This window comes from Sphingobacterium rhinopitheci, assembly GCF_022627575.1.
Taxonomy (GTDB): Bacteria; Bacteroidota; Bacteroidia; order Sphingobacteriales; family Sphingobacteriaceae; genus Sphingobacterium; species Sphingobacterium rhinopitheci.
The window spans coordinates 465,165-486,260 of sequence record NZ_JADEYQ010000001.1 but is presented as its reverse complement, the minus strand read 5'-3'; the positions used below and the strand labels follow the sequence as shown (position 1 = coordinate 486,260).

Annotated in this window: 16 protein-coding genes and 1 tRNA gene; 15 read left to right on the top strand and 2 right to left on the bottom strand. The window is 35.0% G+C overall.

Annotated elements, in window-relative coordinates; translation table 11 throughout:
- The first annotated feature begins 76 nt into the window (after positions 1 to 76).
- A tRNA-Asn gene (locus tag IP023_RS02140) sits at positions 77 to 150 on the top strand.
- Positions 151 to 264: 114 nt separating this feature from the next.
- Here IP023_RS02140 and rlmF read toward each other — a convergent pair.
- The gene (rlmF, locus tag IP023_RS02135; RefSeq protein WP_241788601.1) at positions 265 to 1,173 is read right to left on the bottom strand and encodes a 23S rRNA (adenine(1618)-N(6))-methyltransferase RlmF; all 909 of its coding nucleotides are present in this window, start codon (positions 1,171 to 1,173) and stop codon (positions 265 to 267) included.
- A 210-nt stretch (positions 1,174 to 1,383) separates the two neighbouring features.
- Here rlmF and thrS point away from each other — a divergent pair, with 210 nt between their 5' ends.
- From thrS to rplT, 4 genes are all read left to right on the top strand, one after another.
- Positions 1,384 to 3,309 carry a threonine--tRNA ligase gene (gene thrS, locus IP023_RS02130; RefSeq protein WP_241788600.1) on the top strand — a complete coding sequence of 642 codons (1,926 nt, stop codon included), beginning with the start codon at positions 1,384 to 1,386 and terminating at the stop codon, positions 3,307 to 3,309.
- Between the two features lie 12 nt (positions 3,310 to 3,321).
- Positions 3,322 to 3,882: a translation initiation factor IF-3 gene (infC, locus tag IP023_RS02125; protein ID WP_241788599.1), complete on the top strand. Its 561-nt coding sequence runs from the start codon at positions 3,322 to 3,324 to the stop codon at positions 3,880 to 3,882.
- A gap of 40 nt (positions 3,883 to 3,922) precedes the next feature.
- Positions 3,923 to 4,123 (top strand): 50S ribosomal protein L35, encoded by a 201-nt coding sequence (gene rpmI / locus IP023_RS02120; protein WP_241788598.1) that lies wholly within the window; start codon positions 3,923 to 3,925, stop codon positions 4,121 to 4,123.
- 98 nt (positions 4,124 to 4,221) lie between these two features.
- A complete protein-coding gene (rplT, locus tag IP023_RS02115) occupies positions 4,222 to 4,566 on the top strand; it encodes a 50S ribosomal protein L20 (protein WP_241788597.1) in 345 nt (114 codons plus the stop codon).
- 114 nt (positions 4,567 to 4,680) lie between these two features.
- On the opposite strand, the gene IP023_RS02110 is transcribed toward rplT, so the two are convergent.
- Complete coding sequence (locus IP023_RS02110) at positions 4,681 to 5,448, bottom strand: DeoR/GlpR family DNA-binding transcription regulator (protein ID WP_241788596.1); 768 nt, start codon at positions 5,446 to 5,448, stop codon at positions 4,681 to 4,683.
- Positions 5,449 to 5,599: 151 nt separating this feature from the next.
- Between IP023_RS02110 and IP023_RS02105 the strand changes: the two genes are divergently transcribed.
- The 10 genes from IP023_RS02105 to IP023_RS02060 all read left to right on the top strand — a co-directional run bounded on the left by IP023_RS02105 (position 5,600) and on the right by IP023_RS02060 (position 21,037).
- Positions 5,600 to 8,734 (top strand): SusC/RagA family TonB-linked outer membrane protein, encoded by a 3,135-nt coding sequence (locus IP023_RS02105; RefSeq protein WP_241788595.1) that lies wholly within the window; start codon positions 5,600 to 5,602, stop codon positions 8,732 to 8,734.
- A gap of 3 nt (positions 8,735 to 8,737) precedes the next feature.
- Entirely contained in the window at positions 8,738 to 10,135 is a 1,398-nt protein-coding gene (locus IP023_RS02100; RefSeq protein ID WP_241788594.1) for a RagB/SusD family nutrient uptake outer membrane protein, read from the top strand.
- A 136-nt stretch (positions 10,136 to 10,271) separates the two neighbouring features.
- The gene (locus IP023_RS02095) at positions 10,272 to 11,498 is read left to right on the top strand and encodes an MFS transporter (RefSeq protein WP_241788593.1); all 1,227 of its coding nucleotides are present in this window, start codon (positions 10,272 to 10,274) and stop codon (positions 11,496 to 11,498) included.
- Positions 11,499 to 11,531: 33 nt separating this feature from the next.
- Complete coding sequence (locus IP023_RS02090) at positions 11,532 to 12,542, top strand: NAD(P)-dependent oxidoreductase (protein WP_241788592.1); 1,011 nt, start codon at positions 11,532 to 11,534, stop codon at positions 12,540 to 12,542.
- A 2-nt stretch (positions 12,543 to 12,544) separates the two neighbouring features.
- Positions 12,545 to 13,987 carry an FGGY-family carbohydrate kinase gene (locus IP023_RS02085; protein WP_241788591.1) on the top strand — a complete coding sequence of 481 codons (1,443 nt, stop codon included), beginning with the start codon at positions 12,545 to 12,547 and terminating at the stop codon, positions 13,985 to 13,987.
- Positions 13,988 to 15,424, top strand: coding sequence for an FGGY-family carbohydrate kinase (locus tag IP023_RS02080; RefSeq protein ID WP_241788590.1), 1,437 nt, complete (start codon positions 13,988 to 13,990; stop codon positions 15,422 to 15,424).
- Positions 15,425 to 16,021, top strand: coding sequence for a histidine phosphatase family protein (locus IP023_RS02075; protein WP_241788589.1), 597 nt, complete (start codon positions 15,425 to 15,427; stop codon positions 16,019 to 16,021).
- 284 nt (positions 16,022 to 16,305) lie between these two features.
- Positions 16,306 to 17,373: a substrate-binding domain-containing protein gene (locus IP023_RS02070; protein WP_241788588.1), complete on the top strand. Its 1,068-nt coding sequence runs from the start codon at positions 16,306 to 16,308 to the stop codon at positions 17,371 to 17,373.
- A 430-nt stretch (positions 17,374 to 17,803) separates the two neighbouring features.
- Positions 17,804 to 19,747 (top strand): ligand-binding sensor domain-containing protein, encoded by a 1,944-nt coding sequence (locus IP023_RS02065; protein WP_241788587.1) that lies wholly within the window; start codon positions 17,804 to 17,806, stop codon positions 19,745 to 19,747.
- A gap of 3 nt (positions 19,748 to 19,750) precedes the next feature.
- Complete coding sequence (locus IP023_RS02060; protein WP_241788586.1) at positions 19,751 to 21,037, top strand: acetylxylan esterase; 1,287 nt, start codon at positions 19,751 to 19,753, stop codon at positions 21,035 to 21,037.
- Positions 21,038 to 21,096: the final 59 nt, after the last annotated feature.

Genomic DNA, 21,096 nt, shown 5'->3' with positions numbered 1-21,096 from the left:
CTAAGGTCGTAAGATTTCTGAAGTCGTAAAGACTTTATTTAATGATTTAACCAGAGACTTTTTTAAGTCTCAAAATTCCTCCTTAGCTCAGCTGGTTAGAGCATCTGACTGTTAATCAGAGGGTCCTTGGTTCGAGCCCAAGAGGAGGAGCAAAAGTAAAGCTTTCAATTTATTGAAAGCTTTTTTTGTTTAATCTAATTTGGAGGATACATAAAAAAAGCAGCAAATTATTTTTGCTGCTTTTTTGTTTTACTCTTACTTAAATTAATCCCATTTCCAGGCTAATATACGAGTCGCTTTTTGGCCGTGTTTCATCTCTATGATTTCAATTTGTGCCGCTTTATGATATTCTAAAACTGAAATTAATGGTTTTAGAGTGTCTTTGCTAGATACTAATGTAGTGATCCATTTCAGTTGATTTTTGAACTCCTTACTTTCGTAGATCAATTTCGTGATAAAAGCTTTCTCCCCTCCTGGGCACCATAATTCATTTGCATGTCCCGCAAAATTTTGTACTGTAGTGGCTTCTTTGTTTTTGCTTAGATTTTGGAATTTCTTAGTGCTACTTTTCCAGTTATCCTCACGTGATTTGAAAAATGGAGGATTACAGATGATAGCGTCAAATTTGTCGGTATCAAAGAGTATACCTTTCAATATTTGGTCACTATTTTCTTGAAATCTTAGCTGGATTTTTTTCTTTAACCATACATTCTTATTGATATTCATCTCTGCATGGAAAATAGAATTTCTGTCGATCTCTGTCGCCACAAAATCCCATTCATACTCTTGTGCTCCTAGTATAGGGTAGATGAGGCTGGAGCCTGTACCGATGTCAAGAACCTTGATCTTATATCCTTTGGCTATATTGTTTTTATCTTCACTGATTAAATCTGCAAGGTGGTGTATGTAATCCACACGACCGGGGATAGCAGGACATAGGCTGTTCTTGTTTAGTTCCCAATGTTTGATTTTGTAATCCGCAAATAAAATAGCTTTGTTTAATTCAAACACTGCTGTAGGATTAGCAAAGTCTATTGTTTCTTTTTTCCAATCATTGATGAATACGAATTCCTTCAGTTTAGGATTGCTCTTTTTTAATTTTTGAAGGTCGTATCCATTGAGGTGTTTATTTCTCGGATGCAACGAAGAGTTTGTTTGCTTATTTACTGGCATTATGATATTATATTTGTACAAAGGTACGTTTTATCTACAAGTGCACACTTACAAAGCATCATATAGATTGCAATTATTTTCTATTACTGCTAAATAATGAATACCTTTGCAATAGAATAAAAATTGGGTGCTCAGAAATACAACAGTGTAATTGTACACACTGTATCTGATTGAACCAGAAATTTTAATAAACTAATATCATATTTGTAAATGATTAATATTACGCTTCCTGACGGTTCAGTGCGTCAGTATGAAAATGGTACAACAGCCATGCAAGTAGCGCTTTCTATCTCAGAAGGATTAGCTAGAAATGTATTAGCAGCAGAAGTTAATGGTGAAGTGTGGGACGCAAACCGTGCTATCGAAAGTGATGCCGCGGTAAAGCTTTTGACATGGAATGATGACAAAGGTAAATCTACTTTTTGGCACTCTTCCGCTCACTTATTAGCTGAAGCTTTAGAATCGCTATATCCAGGCATAAAATTTGGTATAGGTCCTTCTATTGAGACGGGATTCTATTATGATGTTGATTTTGGAGATAGAGAATTTTCTTCTGACGATTTCAAGCAGATAGAAGACAAAATGTTAGCATTAGCTAAGCAAAAAGAAGTTTTTGAACGTACTTCTGTATCTAAAGCAGATGCTCTGGCATTTTTCGAAGAAAAAGGTGATGAGTACAAATTAGATCTTATCAAAGATCTGGAAGATGGAAAGATCACGTTTTATAAACAAGGTGAATTTACGGACTTGTGCCGCGGTCCTCATATTCCGCATACTGGTTTTATCAAAGCTATCAAATTAACAAATGTAGCTGGTGCTTACTGGAGAGGTGATGAGTCGCGCAAACAATTGACACGTATCTATGGGGTTACATTCCCTAAAGCTTCAGAATTGACAGATTATTTGAAATTTATCGAAGAAGCTAAAAAACGTGATCACCGTAAATTGGGTAAAGAATTAGAGCTATTTGCTTTTTCTGAAAAAGTAGGTGCAGGATTACCATTGTGGTTACCGAAGGGAACTGCATTACGTCAAAAGTTACAAGACTTTTTACAAAAAGCGCAGTTGAAAGCAGGATATGAGCCTGTGATAACTCCACATATTGGTAATAAGCAATTATATATTACTTCAGGTCACTATGAGAAATATGGTGCTGATGCTTTTCAGCCGATACATACCCCAGTAGAAGGGGAGGAGTTCTTCCTTAAACCGATGAACTGTCCACATCACTGTGAGATTTATAAAACAAAACCTCGTTCATACAAAGACTTACCTGTTCGCTTTGCGGAATTTGGAACTGTTTACCGTTATGAGCAATCTGGTGAGTTGCATGGTTTGACACGTGTGAGAGGGTTTACGCAAGATGACGCCCATTTATTCTGTCGTCCTGATCAAGTAAAAGAAGAGTTCAAAAAAGTAATTGATCTTGTATTGTATGTGTTTGGAGCTTTAGGTTTTGAAGAGTATACAGCACAGGTATCGTTAAGAGATCCAGAGAATCGTACAAAATATATCGGTACTGATGAAAATTGGGCATTAGCAGAATCAGCTATTATTGAAGCAGCTGCAGAAAAAGGACTTAATACAGTAGTGGAGTATGGTGAGGCGGCTTTCTACGGTCCCAAATTGGACTTCATGGTGAAAGATGCATTGGGTCGTAAATGGCAGCTGGGGACCATACAGGTAGATTATAACTTACCTGAGCGCTTCGAATTAGAGTATACAGGCTCTGATAATCAAAAGCACCGTCCGGTGATGATTCACCGTGCGCCGTTTGGTTCTTTAGAAAGATTTGTTGCTGTTTTGATTGAGCACTGTGGGGGACAATTTCCATTGTGGCTTGCTCCTGAGCAATTTATCATCTTGCCTGTGTCAGAAAAATATGAAGAATATGCACAAAATCTTTTAGAATCGCTAAATAATTCCGATATTCGCGGTCTGATCGATCTTCGTGATGAAAAAGTAGGACGTAAAATTCGTGACGCTGAAGTTAAAAAATTACCTTACATGTTAGTGGTAGGTGAAAAAGAAATGGAAAGTGGCACAATTTCTGTTCGTAAACATGGTGGTGTAGAGTTAGGCTCTATGACAGCAGCAGAATTTAGAGATTTATTAATAAAAGAAATAACCGTTTAAAAATTTAAACATTTGGCATTAAAAAGACCTAGTGGTCCTAGACCACCGATGAGAAAGAAAGAACCAGAACACCGTATAAATGAGTTTATACGTGTGCCTGAGGTACGTTTAGTGGGTGATAATGTTGAGCCAGGAGTATATCCTACGCGTAAAGCATTGGAATTGGCTGATGAATTGGAATTAGATTTAGTGGAGATCTCTCCCAATGCTGTTCCACCGGTTTGTAAAATCGTAGATTACAGTAAATTTATTTACGAGCAAAAGAAAAAGCAAAAAGAAATTAAAGCTAATGCTAAGCAAACAATCATAAAAGAGATTCGTTTCGGTCCTAATACGAGTGAACACGATTTTGATTTTAAATTGAAGCATGCTATGCGTTTCTTGGAAGCTGGTGAAAAAGTGAGAGCTTATGTACACTTCAAAGGGCGTGCAATTGTTTTCAAAGAGCAAGGTGAGATTTTATTATTAAAATTTGCTCAAGCTTTGGAAGACTACGGTAAAGTAGAGTTGCTACCTAAATTGGAAGGTAAACGTATGTTCTTAACAATCGCTTCAAAAGGAACGAAAAAATAATTAAGAGATTCTAACAGATTGATATAAAATATTAAGTATTATGCCAAAAGTTAAAACCAATTCCAGCGCAAAGAAACGTTTCAAATTGACTGGAACAGGTAAAATCGCAAGAAAAAGCGCTTACAAAAGCCACATCTTGACTAAGAAAACTACAAAACAAAAACGTAACTTAACGAATACAGCTTATGTTTCCAATGGAGATTTAGGTAATGTAAAACGTATGTTAGCTATTGGTAAATAGTTTTCCTATCCTTAAATAACAATATTTTTTAACCGGGTATCGGGTTGTAAGATTACTGAAATACGTAACACCTTTTACCAAATTTAATTTTCAAAAATATGCCACGTTCGGTTAACGCAGTTGCTTCTAGAAGAAGAAGAAAAAGAATCTTGAAATTAGCTAAAGGCTATTTCGGTTCACGTAGCAAAGTATATACTATTGCTAAAAATACAGTAGAAAAAGGTTTACAGTACGCTTACCGCGACCGTAAAACTAAAAAACGCGAGTTTAGAGCTTTATGGATCCAACGTATTAACGCTGGAGCACGTCAATACGGAATTTCTTATTCTCAATTGATTGGTAAATTAAACGCTAAAAACATTGGCTTAAACCGTAAAGTTTTAGCTGATTTAGCGATGAACAATCCTGATGCTTTCAAAGCAGTTATTGACGTAGTTAAATAATTTAGTTTTAAACCGCTATCAATTTGTTAGATATTAAAAAGGAACTCGTAAGAGTTCCTTTTTTTTTATGTTATATACATCCTTTATTTGCTGGCACATCCACACTTGCTATAGTTAAGCAATCACTACTTTTAGGCCACTTTCCTCCAAAGCATTTATATATTTGCTAGATATATTGCTATCTGTTACGATATAGTCTACATCTTCAATATTACAGATCTTTCCTAAGCCGCGTCTACCAAATTTTGAACTGTCTGCTAATATGACAACTTTTTGTGAGGTAGCTATCATTTTTTGATTTAAAGTAGCTTCTGTAAGATTACTAATAGTGATACCAAAATCTAAATCAATACCATCTACACCTAAAAATACAATACCGCAGGATATTTCATCTAGTATACGCATAGCATATTGTCCTGCTACCGATGATGAGTTTGGGCGAATAAGGCCACCCAATTGCAGAACCTCAATGTTCGGTTTATTACAGAGCTCTATTGCTACCCTCAGTGCAGGTGTAATAACGGTCAACTTATTATCACTGGGATTAAGGAAACGGGCCAATGCACTAGCTGTAGTTCCTGAGCCTATCAAAATAGAATCATTATCTTTTATTAGTTCGATAGCTTTTTTAGCAATTTTATTTTTTTCATCATAATTGATTGATTCTTTTATGATTAGTGGTTTATCTGTAGCGTATGGGTTATTACTTGAAGCTCCTCCTTTGGTACGAAATATTAAGTGTTTGTCTTCTAGTAACTTTAAATCTTTGCGGATTGTTACACTTGAAACATTCATCTCGTCACATAATTCTTGGATAGATACTTTATTGTGCTCTTTAATTTTGTTTAAAATGTATTCGTGCCGCTCTGTAATATTTTTCATTCCATTGTTTATTTAGTAATCAAATATATATCAATATATATTGATAATTAAATTTAATTGCTTTTTATCTAAATTATCTTTTATTAAAATTTTATTTTCTTTTATATTCTTTTTATTTGTTAAATTAGGTTTCGTTTTTTAACCAATTATTATGAGGAAAATATTATTTTACCTATGTATGGCATTATTGTCATGTAATGCCTTTGGACAATCTGCAATAATTTTTAGAGGAACAGTAATGAATGAATCTCAAATCCCAATTACGGGAGCGACGGTGAGTTTTCGTGATATTCCTACTAAAAATACAACGACAGATAAAGCAGGTCAATTTTCTATTGAAGGTTTGCCCGGTCAATTTATTGTTATCAGTAGCGTAGGCTATAGTTCTAAAACCGTGGAACTCGGACAGCAGAAGTCCTTGAGTATTCATTTGGCGGCAGACAATAAAAATATTGATGAGGTTGTTGTTGTCGGATATGGTTCACTAAAAAGAAAAAATTTGACCAGTTCTATTACTACTGTAGGTGCTGCAGAATTAGAAGATAAACCTGTCGTTAGTTTTGATCAAGCTATAGCTGGAAAAGTAGCAGGTGTTAATATTAGTCAGAGCAATGGTGCTCCAGGAGGTGGGGTAGCTATTAATATTCGTGGTGTAGGTTCTATTACAGGGGGAACTTCTCCATTATATGTAGTAGATGGTTTGCCATTGTCAACGAATTCAAGCGATAGATTTAATCAAGGGGGGAATAACTTTAATTATACCGTCAATCCGCTCAATAATATCAATCCTGCTGATATATTGGATATTCAGATATTGAAAGATGCTGCAGCAACTGCTATATATGGTTCTCGAGGTGCAAATGGTGTCGTTATTATAACAACAAAAAAAGGTAAAGGTGAACAGCCTACGGTAAATTTGAATGCTTACCTAGGCACTTCCAAATTGGCAAAAAAAGTAGACGTAATGGATGCTTACGAATTAGCTAATTATATGGTCAATGCTCGCGATATAGGATGGGTAAGCAAAGATCCTTTGCGCAATAAAGTGACTGACCCGCTTTCTATTCGTACTATAGATGATCGTTATCCTTTGTTTATGCTTCCCTATGTGCAGGGGGAGCAAGGGCTCGTAAATACCGATTGGCAAGATGAATTTTACCGTGATGCCTTTTCTCAGAATTATGATGTATCTATAGGTGGTAACAGTGAGAAAGCCAACTATTATACTTCATTGGGTTATTTAAATCAACAAGGTATTATCCCCAATTCAGGAATTGAACGTTATAGTGCTAGGGTTAATGTAGATTTTAAATTAAGTGACTATGTCAAATTGGGTGTTAATTTGAACCCAACCTATATTAATAATAATTTAGCAAGGTCTGAAAAAAATTGGGGTGACGAAGGACTCGTGATAGGTGTATTAATGTCGCTTCCAAATATACCCGCATACAATGAAGATGGTTCTTTTGCTGTTGACAAGTTGTATGAAACTTTGTGGTCTGGTGAATCTAATGTAGTGCAATTCCAAAATCCACTTGCTCTGGCTAATATGGTACAGAATAGAATGAATCAGTATAATATGATTTTTAATACTGATCTCGAGATCTCATTATTGAAAAATTTGAAGTTCAAATCTATTGTTGGTGGTAATTTTGGATATACTAACAGAAAATATTATAGACCTAAATCTTTGAGTTATCGTACAGAAAAGGCTCCAACGAGTTATTTTAACTTTGGTGAAGTTTTTAACTCTACTATATCTAATATATTATGGGACAATTCTTTGGAGTATACTGCTGACTTTGGTAAGAATGACCTAAATGTCGTAATTGGTAATTCTGTTCAACGTGAAATTAATAAAAATAGTACTGCTGAAGGACGTAATTTTGCTACTGATAATGTGACCACGATTAATACTTCTCAAGATCGTTACTCCAACGAACAAATGCGTGAATGGAAGATGCTGTCTTACTTTTCTCGTGTTTCATATGCCTACGATAGTCGTTATTTATTTATGGCTACATTGCGAGCAGATGGTTCTTCAAAATTTGGTAAGAAATCTAAATGGGGGGTCTTTCCATCTGCTTCAGCAGCATGGCGTATATCCGAAGAAGATTTCTTTGCAAAGGACTTGATCAATGATTTAAAGGTGCGAGCTAGTTATGGAGTAGCTGGAAATAATGATATTCCTTATTATGGATCTATGTCTTTGTTGAGTACAAATGGTAAATATACTATCGGTGATAATGTATTGGCAGGCTTGTATCCTTCGAGCTCCCCTAATGAAGAATTGTCTTGGGAGACTACAAGTACATACAATTTTGGCTTTGACGCACAATTGTGGAATTCCTTAACCATAAACATGGATTACTATACTTCTAAGACGACTGATTTACTACTAAATGTACCTGTTCCGTCCAGTTCGGGATATACAGAGTCATTACAGAATATAGGCTCATTATCTAATAAAGGGATAGAACTTGGACTAAGCTATAAGCACGAATTTACAGAAAAAAGTAAGCTTAGCTTGAGTTTTAATATTTCAAAGAATATAAATGAAGTGTTAGAATTGGGGCCTGGTCAGCAGCAAATTATTTCTTCAGGAGGTCTTACGGATTCTCATATTACGAGAATAGGACATGCTATAGGTTCTTTTTTTGGATATAAGGTTATAGGTAAATTTCAAAATGAACAAGAAGTAGCTGATTTAGCTAAGTTTGGAAATCAAAAAGTTGGTGATTTTATTTATCAAGATACTAATAATGATGGGGTGGTGAATGCATCGGATCGGGTAATATTAGGTTCTAATCTTCCCAAATTTGAATTTGGATTTAATGTAGGGTATCAATACACTGATTTTGATTTGAATGTAAGTCTTTATTCTAAACAAAAATTCCATGTTATTAATACCATGCACCGTTATTTAGCTGAAGCATGGGGCAATAATCTGTCTGTATATCTAGATGAAAGTGCTCCGCGTCCTGTTTGGGCTGTTGGTTCGGCAACACATACTAGAGCCTCTAGTTGGCAGCTGGAAGATGCATCATTTGTGCGTGTTCGCGATATTACATTAGGCTATAGGTTGCCAAAATCATTGGTTTCTAGAATGAAGATAAACAATTTAAGGGTGTATGTAGCCATGTTAAATCCTTTTACATGGACTAATTATTCAGGCTATAATCCAGAAGTTTCTAGCAATTTTAATAGTGCACTTACTCCTGGGGAAGAGTTTGGGAATTACCCTGTTAGTAAATCATTCAATTTTGGATTTAATATAACTTTTTAAATTATGAAAAACATACAATTATATATCGCATTATTTTTATTCTCTTCCTGTTCTTCATTTATCGATGTGACTCCCTTGTCAGATAATAGTGTGGAGAATTTTTATAAAACAGAGCAAGAGATAGATCAAGCCGTGGTCGCTGTATATGATGGTGTACAAACGTTGGTACGCCCTGCTTATTTGGATTTATTTGGTGAAATAACTTCTGATAACTCATACAATTTTGCTACAACACCTAACGGTGGAGCTAATGCTAATTTTGATAATTTTAACTTAGCTACAAACAATACCTATTTGAATAGGTTTTGGACAGCCTCTTATGCTGCTGTACAACGTGCAAATATTGTTTTAAGCCGTATGGAAGGAGTGACTATTCCGGAGGAAAAGAAAAATCAACGTAAAGGAGAAGCTTTATTTTTGAGATCGTTAGTTTATTTTTATCTGGTTCAGATTTGGGGCGATGTACCCTTAATTTTGGATGAAACAAAAAATCCTATTTCCCATATTGAAAAAGTAAGAGATAAGAAAGCGGAGATATTAACTCAAATTATCGCTGATCTAAAGATAGCTGAGGCTCTATTGCCACTTAGCTATGCTGCTGCGGACCAAGGTAGAGCCACCAAAGGTGCTACTCAAGCACTGTTGGCTCGTATATATCTTCATACTAAAGAATATACTAATGTCGTTGAATATGCGGATAAGGTTATTCATTCAAATTTGTATCAACTTGATACGGATTACGAAACATTTTTTGATACGAGGAAAGTAAGTCAAGAAAATATATTTGTTATTAATTTCAAATCAGGAACTAATTCGGAGGGTTATCCTTTTAGTAATGTCAACCATGATTATGACAATACTGCTTCTTATGATTTGATGAATTACTATAAAAATGATCCAAGGCTTAATTTCAATGTAGCACCCACAGCGATTAATACATTTTATAGCAAAAAAATACATAATACATTAGTAAATAATGATAATACTATTAATGTTAGAATTATTATTTTGCGCTATGCTGATGTACTCTTAATGAAAGCTGAAGCATTAAATAATTTGAGCTATCCTGCTACCGATGCATTGCAATTGATGAATACCGTACGGAAAAGGAGTGGACTCAATGAGTTAATGTTTACCGATCTAGCTAGCAAGGAACAGTTTCAGGATAAATTGATGGATGAGAGAAGAATAGAGTTTGCTTTCGAAAATTTAAGATGGTTTGATTTAGTGCGTACTGGTATGGCTACTCAAGTGATGTCGGTGAAGAATTTTGGTGGACAACGTGAAAATTCAGCATCTGGTCTACCCTATACTTTCAAAGATAGTTTTTTATTGTTCCCAGTTCCTCAAGCACAAATAGATGCTAGTGCTGGTCGTTTGAGTCAAAATCTAGGCTATTAAATTTTTACTGCCTTTTAAATAAAAAAAGATGTAATACTTAGTATTACATCTTTTTTTATTTATCTTTTTTTTTCTTTAATAATCTTTTTTTTAGTAAAATAACACTACATTAGTAGTATAAACCAATTATACAATTATGAGCAATTTAACATTTTCCCAAAGAATTGGGATGCCGAATAATCTCAAATGGGGCTACCTAGGAATTTTAATATTCATGATGGGAGATGGTGTTGAGCAGGGCTGGCTGAGTCCATATCTCGTAGAACATGGGATGTCAATTCAGCAATCAGCAACATTATTTACAGTTTATGGCATTACAATAGCTATATCATCCTGGTTCTCGGGTGTTTTGGCAGAGAGTTATGGTCCTAGAAAATCCATGCTTATGGGTTTATTGTTGTATATAATTGGAACTATAGGATTCGTAAGTATGGGCATGGCCAAACTTGATTATAGCTCCATGCTTCTATTTTATGCTATCCGTGGATTTGGTTATCCTTTATTCGCATACTCTTTTATGGTTTGGGTTACTTATAAAGCGCCACAAAATATGCTGGGTAGAGCTGTTGGATGGTTTTGGTTTGTATTTACCGGTGGTTTAAATGTATTAGGTGCCTATTATTCGAGCTGGGCTTTAGAAAGATTTGGCTATGAAAATACACTATGGAGCTCTATTTTGTGGGTCTTGGTTGGTGCTTTCTTCGCTTTAGTGATGAATAAAGATAAGTTTGAAACGAAGCCGGCAAATGCGTCCAAATCTGGTGAATGGTTGAATGGTCTGACTATTGTCAAGAAAGAACCCAAAGTACTATTAGGGGGGATTGTACGGGTTATTAATACAACAGCACAGTTTGCTTTTCCTGTTTTTTTGCCTTTGTATATGGCTGAACATGGTTTTGATACCAAAGAGTGGTTACAGATTTGGGGTACCATATTTACGAGTAATATTATTTTCAATCTCATATTCGGCTTTGTCGGGGATCGATTAGGCTGGCAAAATACTATTATATGGTTTGGTGGTGTTGGATGTGCTATAACCACCGTTTTATTTTATTATGCCCCGATTTGGTTTGATGGTAGTTATTGGGCGGTCATGGCTGCAGGTATCGCTTGGGGAGCTTTATTAGCTGGATATGTACCTCTTTCTGCATTAGTGCCCTCCTTGGTAAAAGAGGATAAAGGTGCTGCGATGGCTATTTTGAATCTTGGTGCAGGATTACCTGTTTTTATTGGACCAGCATTAGTAGGGATATTAATAGGTACTATTGGTAGCGCTGGTGTTATTTGGGTATTAGCGGGCTTATACTTAGTAAGTGCTGTTTTAACGAGGTTTATAACTATTGATAAAGCAAAATTAGATTAACCAATTATATTTTAAGAAAATCACAAGAATATTATGAAAGTATTACTTACCGCTCCTTATGAGAATAAAAGTGCTTTAGAAGAACTGGAAGGGTTATTTGATCAGATTATATATAAACCATGGAAACCCAATGGAAGGGCTTATAATCCTACAGAATTAATATCGTTGTTGCAGGAGACTGGAGCAGATGCTTTGATTTCGGAACATGATGAGATAACGAATGATGTTTTACATGCTTTTCCTAACTTGAAATTTGTTGGTATATGCAGAGGTACTCCTTCCAATATTGATCTGGCTGTTGCTACTGAATTAGGGATACCTGTTTTCAATACCCCTGCGAGAAATGCTCAAGCTGTAGCAGAGATGTTTATCGCTAATGTGATTACATTATTGCGTAATACTATTCCTGCAATACAATGGTTGGAAGGTAAAAACTGGGCGGCTGGGGCTCATACTTCTTATCTTGAATTCAAAGGAAATGAATTGGCCGGTAAGAAAGTAGGAATGGTAGGTTTTGGCGCTGTCGGACAATTTATCGCGCGTATGCTAGTTAATTTCCCTGCTGAAATTTATTATTATGACCCTTATTATACCGATCCAAATAAAGACTTTAAAAAAGTTGAACTTACCGAATTATTCGCGGTGTGTGATGTCGTTGGTATTCATTTGCCTGTGACAACAGAAACCGAAGGTATGATAGATCAAAAGTATCTTTCATTACTTAAACCAGATGCAATATTCGTTAATACGGCACGATCAGTGGTCGTTAATAGAGAGGATTTATTAGCTGTAATAGAGGGAGATAAAATTCGCGGGGCTGTACTGGATGTATTTTATAATGAGCCTCCAGATGAAATTGATTATAAGATGATATTACATAAAAATGTTATTGCTACTCCACATATTGCTGGTGCAACACATGAAGTAGAAGATCATCATGCTTTTATTATGAACAACAATTTAAGAGAGTTTTTCCACCTTGGGAACAAGACTATTAAACAGTTGGTGAATAAAACGATTTTAGAAGCTACTAAAGGGAATTAATTATGTCTAGAAAAGCGTATCTAATTATTGATATTGGCACAGGGAATGCTCGTGTTGCTGTTGTTACTCCTGATGGTGATATATTAGGCATTACACGTGAAAATGTACATTATATCACTGATACTAAATATGAAGAGTCGATTTATTTTGAGCCCGAAGTACTTTGGAATCAAATACTTTCGCTTTCAAAAGTAGCATTAGCAGAAGCTGGTGATGTTGATATATTGGCTATTACTGCGACGAGTCAGCGTGAGGGAATTGTCGTAATAGATGAAGATGGAAGATCACTATTGGGTATGCCTAATATCGATCACCGTGGACGCAAGTGGGAAAGCAATTTAGTAGACAAAGACAAAGTGTATGAATTGTCCGGTAGATATCCTACTTCTTTATTCTCAGCATTCAAATTGATTGGTATACGTGAAGTATATCCTTTGATATTCGAAAGAATTGCTGCTGTAATGAGTATTTCAGATTGGATTCAATATAAATTTTCTGCTGTCCAGGGCTATGAACATTCGCAGGCTTCTGAAACATTATTGTATGATGTGGAAAAGAAGAAATGGTCCACTGAGCTATCTGATTTATTTCATCTTTCTAGCAGTATTTTACCTCCACTAAAGGATTCGGGAACTATATTAGGACCAATATTATCTTCTGTGGCTCAGCATTTGCAAATAAATACAGATGCCATAGTCGTTGTTGGTGGTGGCGATACGCAGTTAGCGATTAGAAGTATGGAGCCTTCTCCCAATGATGTAGTCATCGTCTCTGGTACCACTACTCCAATTATTAAGATTGTAGATCAGTATGAAAAAGATGCTAATCAACGTACATGGACAAGCCGCCATATAGATCAAAGTAATTTTATTCTTGAAGCTAATGCTGGTGTAACGGGGTTAAATTATCAACGCTTAAAGGAGATTTTTTATCCCAATGAAGGGTACGAAGTCATTGAAAAAGAACTTGAAGAAACAACTTATATTCAGTGTATAGCATCTTTAGGGTCTTTGATAGCTGATGAAGATGAACCCCTGATCAAAGGTGGCTTTATATTTAATGCTCCTGTTTCACATCAGTTAACACGTGGTAGCTTTGTTTTTTCAATATTGTGGGATATAGCTTGTTCAATATATGAAAATTATAAATTCTTATGTGATGTTTCTGAACACCAAGAAAGCTATATTTGGGCTTGTGGTGGTGGTGTAGAAAGCCGAAAATTACGCCAATTTTTGGCCAATCTACTAGGGAAAAATATTCGTATACGGACTACTTTTAGACAGGCCTCAGTTTTGGGAGGTGTTTTTATTTGTAATGATGCTTTAGGAGTTACTACTACTACGCCTGACCTTTTGGAAGAAACTATTCCACAGGATCAAGAGCAGTTTCATCAGTTGTACTTAGAATGGCAAAAAGCACGTAAGACTTTTAAGCAAGTTTCGTAGATGGAAAATTCATATTTTTTTGGTGTTGATGTAGGTACGCAGGGGGCACGTGTTATTCTAGTTGATCAAGCTGGTAGGCTAATAGGAAGTGGCACGCGCACATTTTCTTTGGATGAAGGATTTAGAGAGGAGCAGTCGCCCGAAATATGGTGGCGTGATTGTCTTGACATAATTAATGAAATCATTTCCAATTTAAGTGATCAGGTTGATAAATCAGCGATCAAAGCATTGTCTGTAACATCTACCTCAGGAACCATTATTCCCATAGATAAAAATAATAATCCTTTGCATAAGGCGATTATGTATAGCGATCCTCGTTCTGCTGATCAAGGTAAACGAATTAAAGAATTGGCTTGCCAATATAATCCTGATGGATATACTGGATTTAATGCTTCTAGTGGTATCACTAAAATGCTTTGGTATATTGAAAATTTCCCTAGCAAGATAGAAGAAATAGCACTATTTATTCATGCTTCGGATTTTATTGTAGGTAAACTATCTGGCAACTATAAAACTACGGATTATACAAATGTCTTAAAATCTGGCTATAATTTAGAATCATTATTGTGGCCAGATTATATAGAAAGGGAATTAGGAATTAAACATAAATGGCTGCAAGATGTAGTTCCTTCAGGCTCTGTTATTGGAAAATTAGATCTTCATTTAGCCCAAAAATGGGGGCTAGGGCAAATTGATGTCGTAGTAGGAATAACAGATGGCTGTGCTAGTCAAATGGCTTCCGGCGCCGTTAATCCTGGTGATTGGAATACAACGATCGGTACCACTTTAGTAATAAAAGGCGTAACAAAGAATCAAGTAGTAGACAAATTGGGGCGACTATACAGTCATCGGCATCCCGAAGGATATTGGATGCCTGGTGGTGCGAGTAATACTGGCGCTGATTGGGTGTCATTGGATTTTAAAACGGATTTAGAAGCTCTTAATAGTAGTGCTGAGAAATTAATTCCTACCGGAAAAATTGCTTGGCCTTTGAAGCAAAAAGGAGAGCGATATCCCATTATGTCCATTGAGGCAAGAGAAATAGTCCCCGATGTAGAATCAAATGTTGAGCTGTTTGCTGCAAATATGGAAGGCGTAGCTTTTATCGAAAGGCTAGCATATGAAATAATTGAACAATTGTCAACTGAAAAAGTAGATGCTGTATATACTGCAGGTGGTGCTAGTAAAAGTGACCTTTGGTTGAAAATTCGTGCTTCAGTATTGAATGTTCCGATTTATAAATGTAAAGATGCAAGTGGTGCTTTAGGAGCTGCAATAATGGCGGCGTCCAATACGTATTACTCTTCATTGACGGAGGCCGCAAAGCAGATGACACATATTGAAAAAACAATCCTTCCAAATTCTGATTTCGTAGCTAGCTACGAGCTACAATATTCTCTTTTTAAGGAAAAACTTAAACAATTAAATTATATATAGATGCTAACAATTTGCTTATTGAGACATGGCGAAACTGCCTATAATGCAGATGGAAATAAATATTGCGGCAGAACTGATATTGGTCTTACCGAAAAAGGAATACAACAGGCAAAGAGAATGAATGAATTGTTAAAGGATTATACCTTTGATGCTATATTTTGCTCTCCCTTGCAACGTGCCAAACTTACTGCCGAAATAGCTTCTGGTAAGCCTGAATCTGTACAAATTGATGACAGATTAATAGAAGTAGATTTTGGAAGCTGGGAAGGTAAGCGTCCTGCCGAATTTCAAGCTGAGGATCCGGAGTCATGGCACAATTGGTTGGTAGATCCAGCGCTGTACAAAGCGGGTAGAAGTGGTGAATCTGCTGCGCAAGTAGTTGATAGATTAAATTCTTTCTATTCGGAATTGTTGGAAAAATATGATAATAAAAATATACTTATTGTAGGCCACAATGGCATTAATAGGTTTTTTATGACTTCGCAGTTAGGTATGCCTCTACGCAATTATCGCAAGATAGTACAAGACAATTCAGCTTTAACACTATTAACATTGTCTAAAGAGGAGGGTATGAATTTATTGAAATTGAATGCATAAGATATCTCCTTTTAATTCTTATTTATATTATAAAGTATTATTTTAAATAATATTCTTATACTTTTACATACTTCATTTTAATTATTAATTACGTATACGAGTCATCAATATATCATAGCTGATCACCTATATGGATCAGTTGTATTCATATATTTATGATTATTGGCATATATTTGTGCTTTATTTCTGTTTTTAACAAGATACTTTCTAATAGTAATTGATTTGGTGAAAATTGGAGGGAATTTGATTTTACAAATTATATTTGATTAATCTAATTATAAAAAATGAGTGAGCAATACGAAAAGAAAAAATTCGGTATCAAAGATATAGCACGTTTAGCAAATGTATCTATAGCTACTGTGGATAGGGTGTTGAATAATCGTAAAGATGTTTCCGATAAAACCAGAGCTAAGATAAAAGAAATTATTGCAGCTAATAATTATCAGCCCAACCTCTATGCTAGAGCTTTGTCAGTGAAAAATAATTTGAGTTTTGCTGTTATTATTCCACGTACATCCTCTCAGACAGGCTATTGGCAATTGTGTTTAGAGGGCATTAACAAAGGTATTCAAGAATTTTCCTCTTTTGGGATAAATATTCAAGTATTTCTCTACGATCAAGAAGATGTAAATACCTTTATAAAATCTACGGAAGATATCTTCATGTCAAAATTTAACGCTGTCGTTATTGCCCCAATTTTTACAGAGAAGACCGAAGAATTTATAGCAGAATGTAAATCGCGTAATATTCAGACTATATTTATTAATTCTGATGTCAAAGGACTTTCTTCATTAGGGTATATTGGTCCTGATTTATATAGTACTGGACGGTTAGCTGCCAATCTTACTTCTTATTTAGTACCTAATAATTCTAAGTTGCTTATATTGAATGTGGCCAAAGGATTGAATAATTATAAGTATTTAGAAACTAAAATTGATGGTTATAAATCCTATTTAGACAATTTGGACAGAGGTTATGAAATAGTAGTCAAAGATATTCCTTTTAATGACTATGATGAAGTTGCTCCAGAATTGTATAGGGTGTATGAACAAGAAAAACCTGATTTAATCTTCGTGACGAATTCTCGTGTAGGTATTATTGGGGAATTCTTTTTTAATCATTCATCGCTAAAAAAACCACATATTATAGGTTTTGATTTTTTACAAGTGAATGTTGATTATTTGGCTAATGGAATAGTAGATTTCTTAATCTGTCAGCGACCAGACAAACAAGGTTATTTAGCTTTACATTATTTATATAAATATTTCTTGCTGAAAGAGGTAGCTATAGATCATAAATCTATGCCTATAGATATTCTGACTATTGAAAATTATCTATTTTATGAAAATTAATTAATAAACTTGATTCTATTAAAATATTTTTATAGGTTAGCAATCGAATGATGATTAGTACTGAATGATTCAGTATTCGAAAGCCAATTTCCTGAAAATATACTATATGAATTATAATATAGCATTAGTTTTTACATATTTAATGAGTATACAGATAGGTGAGCTTTTTATTCTAAACTTTTTCGGTAACGTTCACGAAATGTGCAGTGAGTAGTTTTTGAAAATAGTTGTAATTAGATTCTTTGGCAAATTATGAATTCTTGTTCATGTCATATTTGTATATATGATTGATGATAGAGATTTTTATCCTTCTAATAATTATGAATCTAAGACTATCTAATAGCATAGTATTGGCTTGGAATGCGGTTGTTTAAGTATTTAGCAAATTGAAAAATATAGAATATTAAGATTTGAAATAATAGAAATTTGTATGATAAAAAGAATTTTATTTTTAGCTCTAGCATTGGGCTTTAGTGTTATTGTAAAGGCACAGTTCAAAAATCATGGACCTCAAGTTTTTGCTGCTGCTATTCAAGGAAGTCATTTTTTGAAAGGTACTGATGGTAAAGACTATGTTTTTACTGTAGTAAGGGGAGTTCCTGCGCGTTTGGTAGGCTATGAGGTGGAGACAGGTAAAAATATAGTTAACTCGCCGCTTAATGGTACTGATGGTTCTTGGGATATGGAAGTATCGAGCGACAATATTGTTTATATGACGGGTAATGGTAAGATGTATGCTTACACATTAGGTGATACGGAAGTCAAAGATTTAGGGCTTACTTTACCCAATCAAAAGGTTGTTTGGGATCTTGTAGCTGGTAAGAATGGGAAAATATATGGAGGTACCTATCCCGATTGTCAAGTTTATGAATATGATCCAAAGACTGGATTCAAAGATATTGGAGGTGGCGCTATCCAGGCGGGGGAGAATTATGTAAGGAGTGTCGCTTACGATGCCAAGAAGGATAAAATATATTCAGGTATTGGTTCACATGCTGCATTTGTAGAGTTGGATTTGAAGACTAAGGCTAAGATCAATATTCTTGCAGATCAAGACAAGGATCATGAGTTTGTATATGATATGGAACTAATTGCTGATGTGAAAGGTGGTGATCGAATAATTGCTTGGTTAAATAGTGCTAAAGGTGTAGAAACAATTATTTATAATTTAAAAACCAAAAAATACGAAAAGCGATTTTCTTCTGTTGAGGTCAAATCAATCGCTAAGAAAGATGGATCTGATGTTATCTACTATACTTCAGGTGGCAAGATTTATACGTTAGATTTTGCTGATAAGGATTTAGAGCCAAAGATTTTGGCTTCAATCGAAGGTCGTGGACGCGCTGGTTATATGGATAAGGATGGAAATTATAAAGTCTTGACCAATAGTCATAAAGTATTTACGATAGATACAAAATCAGGTAAAATACGTAATGAGATACTTTTGGATATTCCCAAAGCTCCTATTAGTATTCAAACCATATTTTGGGGGCCTGATGATAAGGTGTGGGTTTCTGGTTATTTAGCAGGAAACCATGGTACATATGATCCCGCTACTGATGAACATAAGGATTATTTAGGACTTCATCAGACTGAAGGGATGAATAGCCTAGGTGATAAAATATATTTTGGTAATTATACCCATGCGGAGCTTTTTTCTTATGATGTCACGCAATCGTGGAGTACGTCAAAAGGAAATCCTAAATTCTTGGGTGCTATCAAAGGTCAAGATCGTCCTTTTGCAGTGTTGCCATTGGCTAATGAAAAAGAGGTACTCTTTGGTACGGTGCCAGCATATGGGCAGTTGGGGGGAGCTATTACTCATTTGGACGTAGCTACAGATACATTTGTTACCTACACTAATATTATTCCTAATCAATCCATCGTGTCTTTGATCGAAATTGATGGTAAAGTGATTGGTGGTTCTACGATTTCGGGTGGTTTAGGTGCAATTCCAACAGCATCAAGAGGGAAAATATTTGAATGGGATAGTGAAAATAAAAAGGTCTTATGGACAGATTCTATTGACAATCATTGGTCTATCACAGGCTTGTTTAAAGGCCCTGATAATGGCTTATGGGGCTTTGCAGACGGTACTTTGTTTAAGTATGATTTGTCTTCCAAGAAAGTTGTTTACAAAAAAGAGGTGTATAAATACGATACGTATCCAAGTCATATTTGGAGAAATGGATTGGCTGTATCGCATAAGAACGGGCTTATTTATTTTACATTGACGGATAAATTATATAGCTTCAACCCTAAAAATAAAGAATTGAAACATTTGAAGGACAATGCCAGTTTGATCACGCAGGGGGATGGAAAAGTTTATTTTAGAGAGGGAGTAGATTTATGGAGTTATACACCTGAATTATAGTATATGCGCTATCTTATTTTTTCGATTATCGTATTTTTGAGCTATAGCAATGCTATAGCTCAAGATATATTGCAAGTTAATGTCATTAATGATAAAGTTGCATTTAGTGTAAATGAAGATATTTATTTCAAAGTTGAAGTCAATGATGTTACGTTTTCTAAATTAAAAAATAAAGAACTTACAATTTCATATGCTGTTGAAGGTGACACTGATAAGGAGCCTATTTCCTTTAATTTTCTAATGAAGAATAATGTAGAAGTTATCAAAATTAATAAAATTTCCGCTGCGCAAATATTACGTATTAAAACTTCATTAATGTATGATAAAAGCTTGCTAACAAAGGAAATCGGAATAGCAATTGATCCAGAAAGGATTGCTACCACAGTTATTAAGCCACATGACTTTAATACTTTTTGGCAGGAGCAAATTATGAATTTAGATGATATTGGACTAAATCCTAATGTTGTTCAAGTGCCAAATTTGTCCACTGCAGATTATGATGTTTATAATATAGATTATCAAGTTGATAAAGATGGCTCTCGATTTTATGGGGTATTGACTATTCCCAAAGGTGCCACATCTAAGAAATATCCCGCTTTAGTTATTTATCCAGGTGCAGGTGTAAGAGGTTATGTCGCGGATACTAGATTTGTCGCTGATAGTGTTATTACTTTGCAAGTCGGGGTACATGGTATTCCTATAGATTTACCCGCACAACTATATAATTCATTAACTAATGGTGCATTAAAAGGATATCCATATTTTAATTTGCAATCAAAAGAGCTATATTATTTTAATAGAGTTATAAAAGGTAGCTTGCGTGCTTTGGACTTTTTACAGACAGTAGAACAATTTGATGGTGAAAATATCCTGACTACAGGTTCATCTCAAGGGGGAGCGCTTAGTTTAATAGTGACAGCATTGGATAAAAGAGTAAAAGCTACGGCCGTTTTTTGCCCTGCTTTGTGTCAAACGAATGGTACTCTTTTTGGTAAAGCTACTGGATGGCCTCAACCCATGAAAAGGGTAAAGATGGAAGAGGAGTGCACCCAAAATTGGAAAAATGTAATTCCTTATTATGACGTAGTTAACTTCGCTAAAGATATCAATGTACCTGTATTTATGACTTTTGGCTTGATTGATAATGTAACCCCTGCTACCACTATTTTCGCAGCTTACAATGCTATACCATCGGATAAGAAATATTATTTGATGGCCGATGTGCAACATGCAAATCATCCTATTCAAATGGAACGGGTAAAGGAATATATTTTGAAAAAAATAAAGTAATTTTATAGGTTAATTATTTTATTTTTTGATTTATTTATCTTATTTTCGGTAACGTAAAC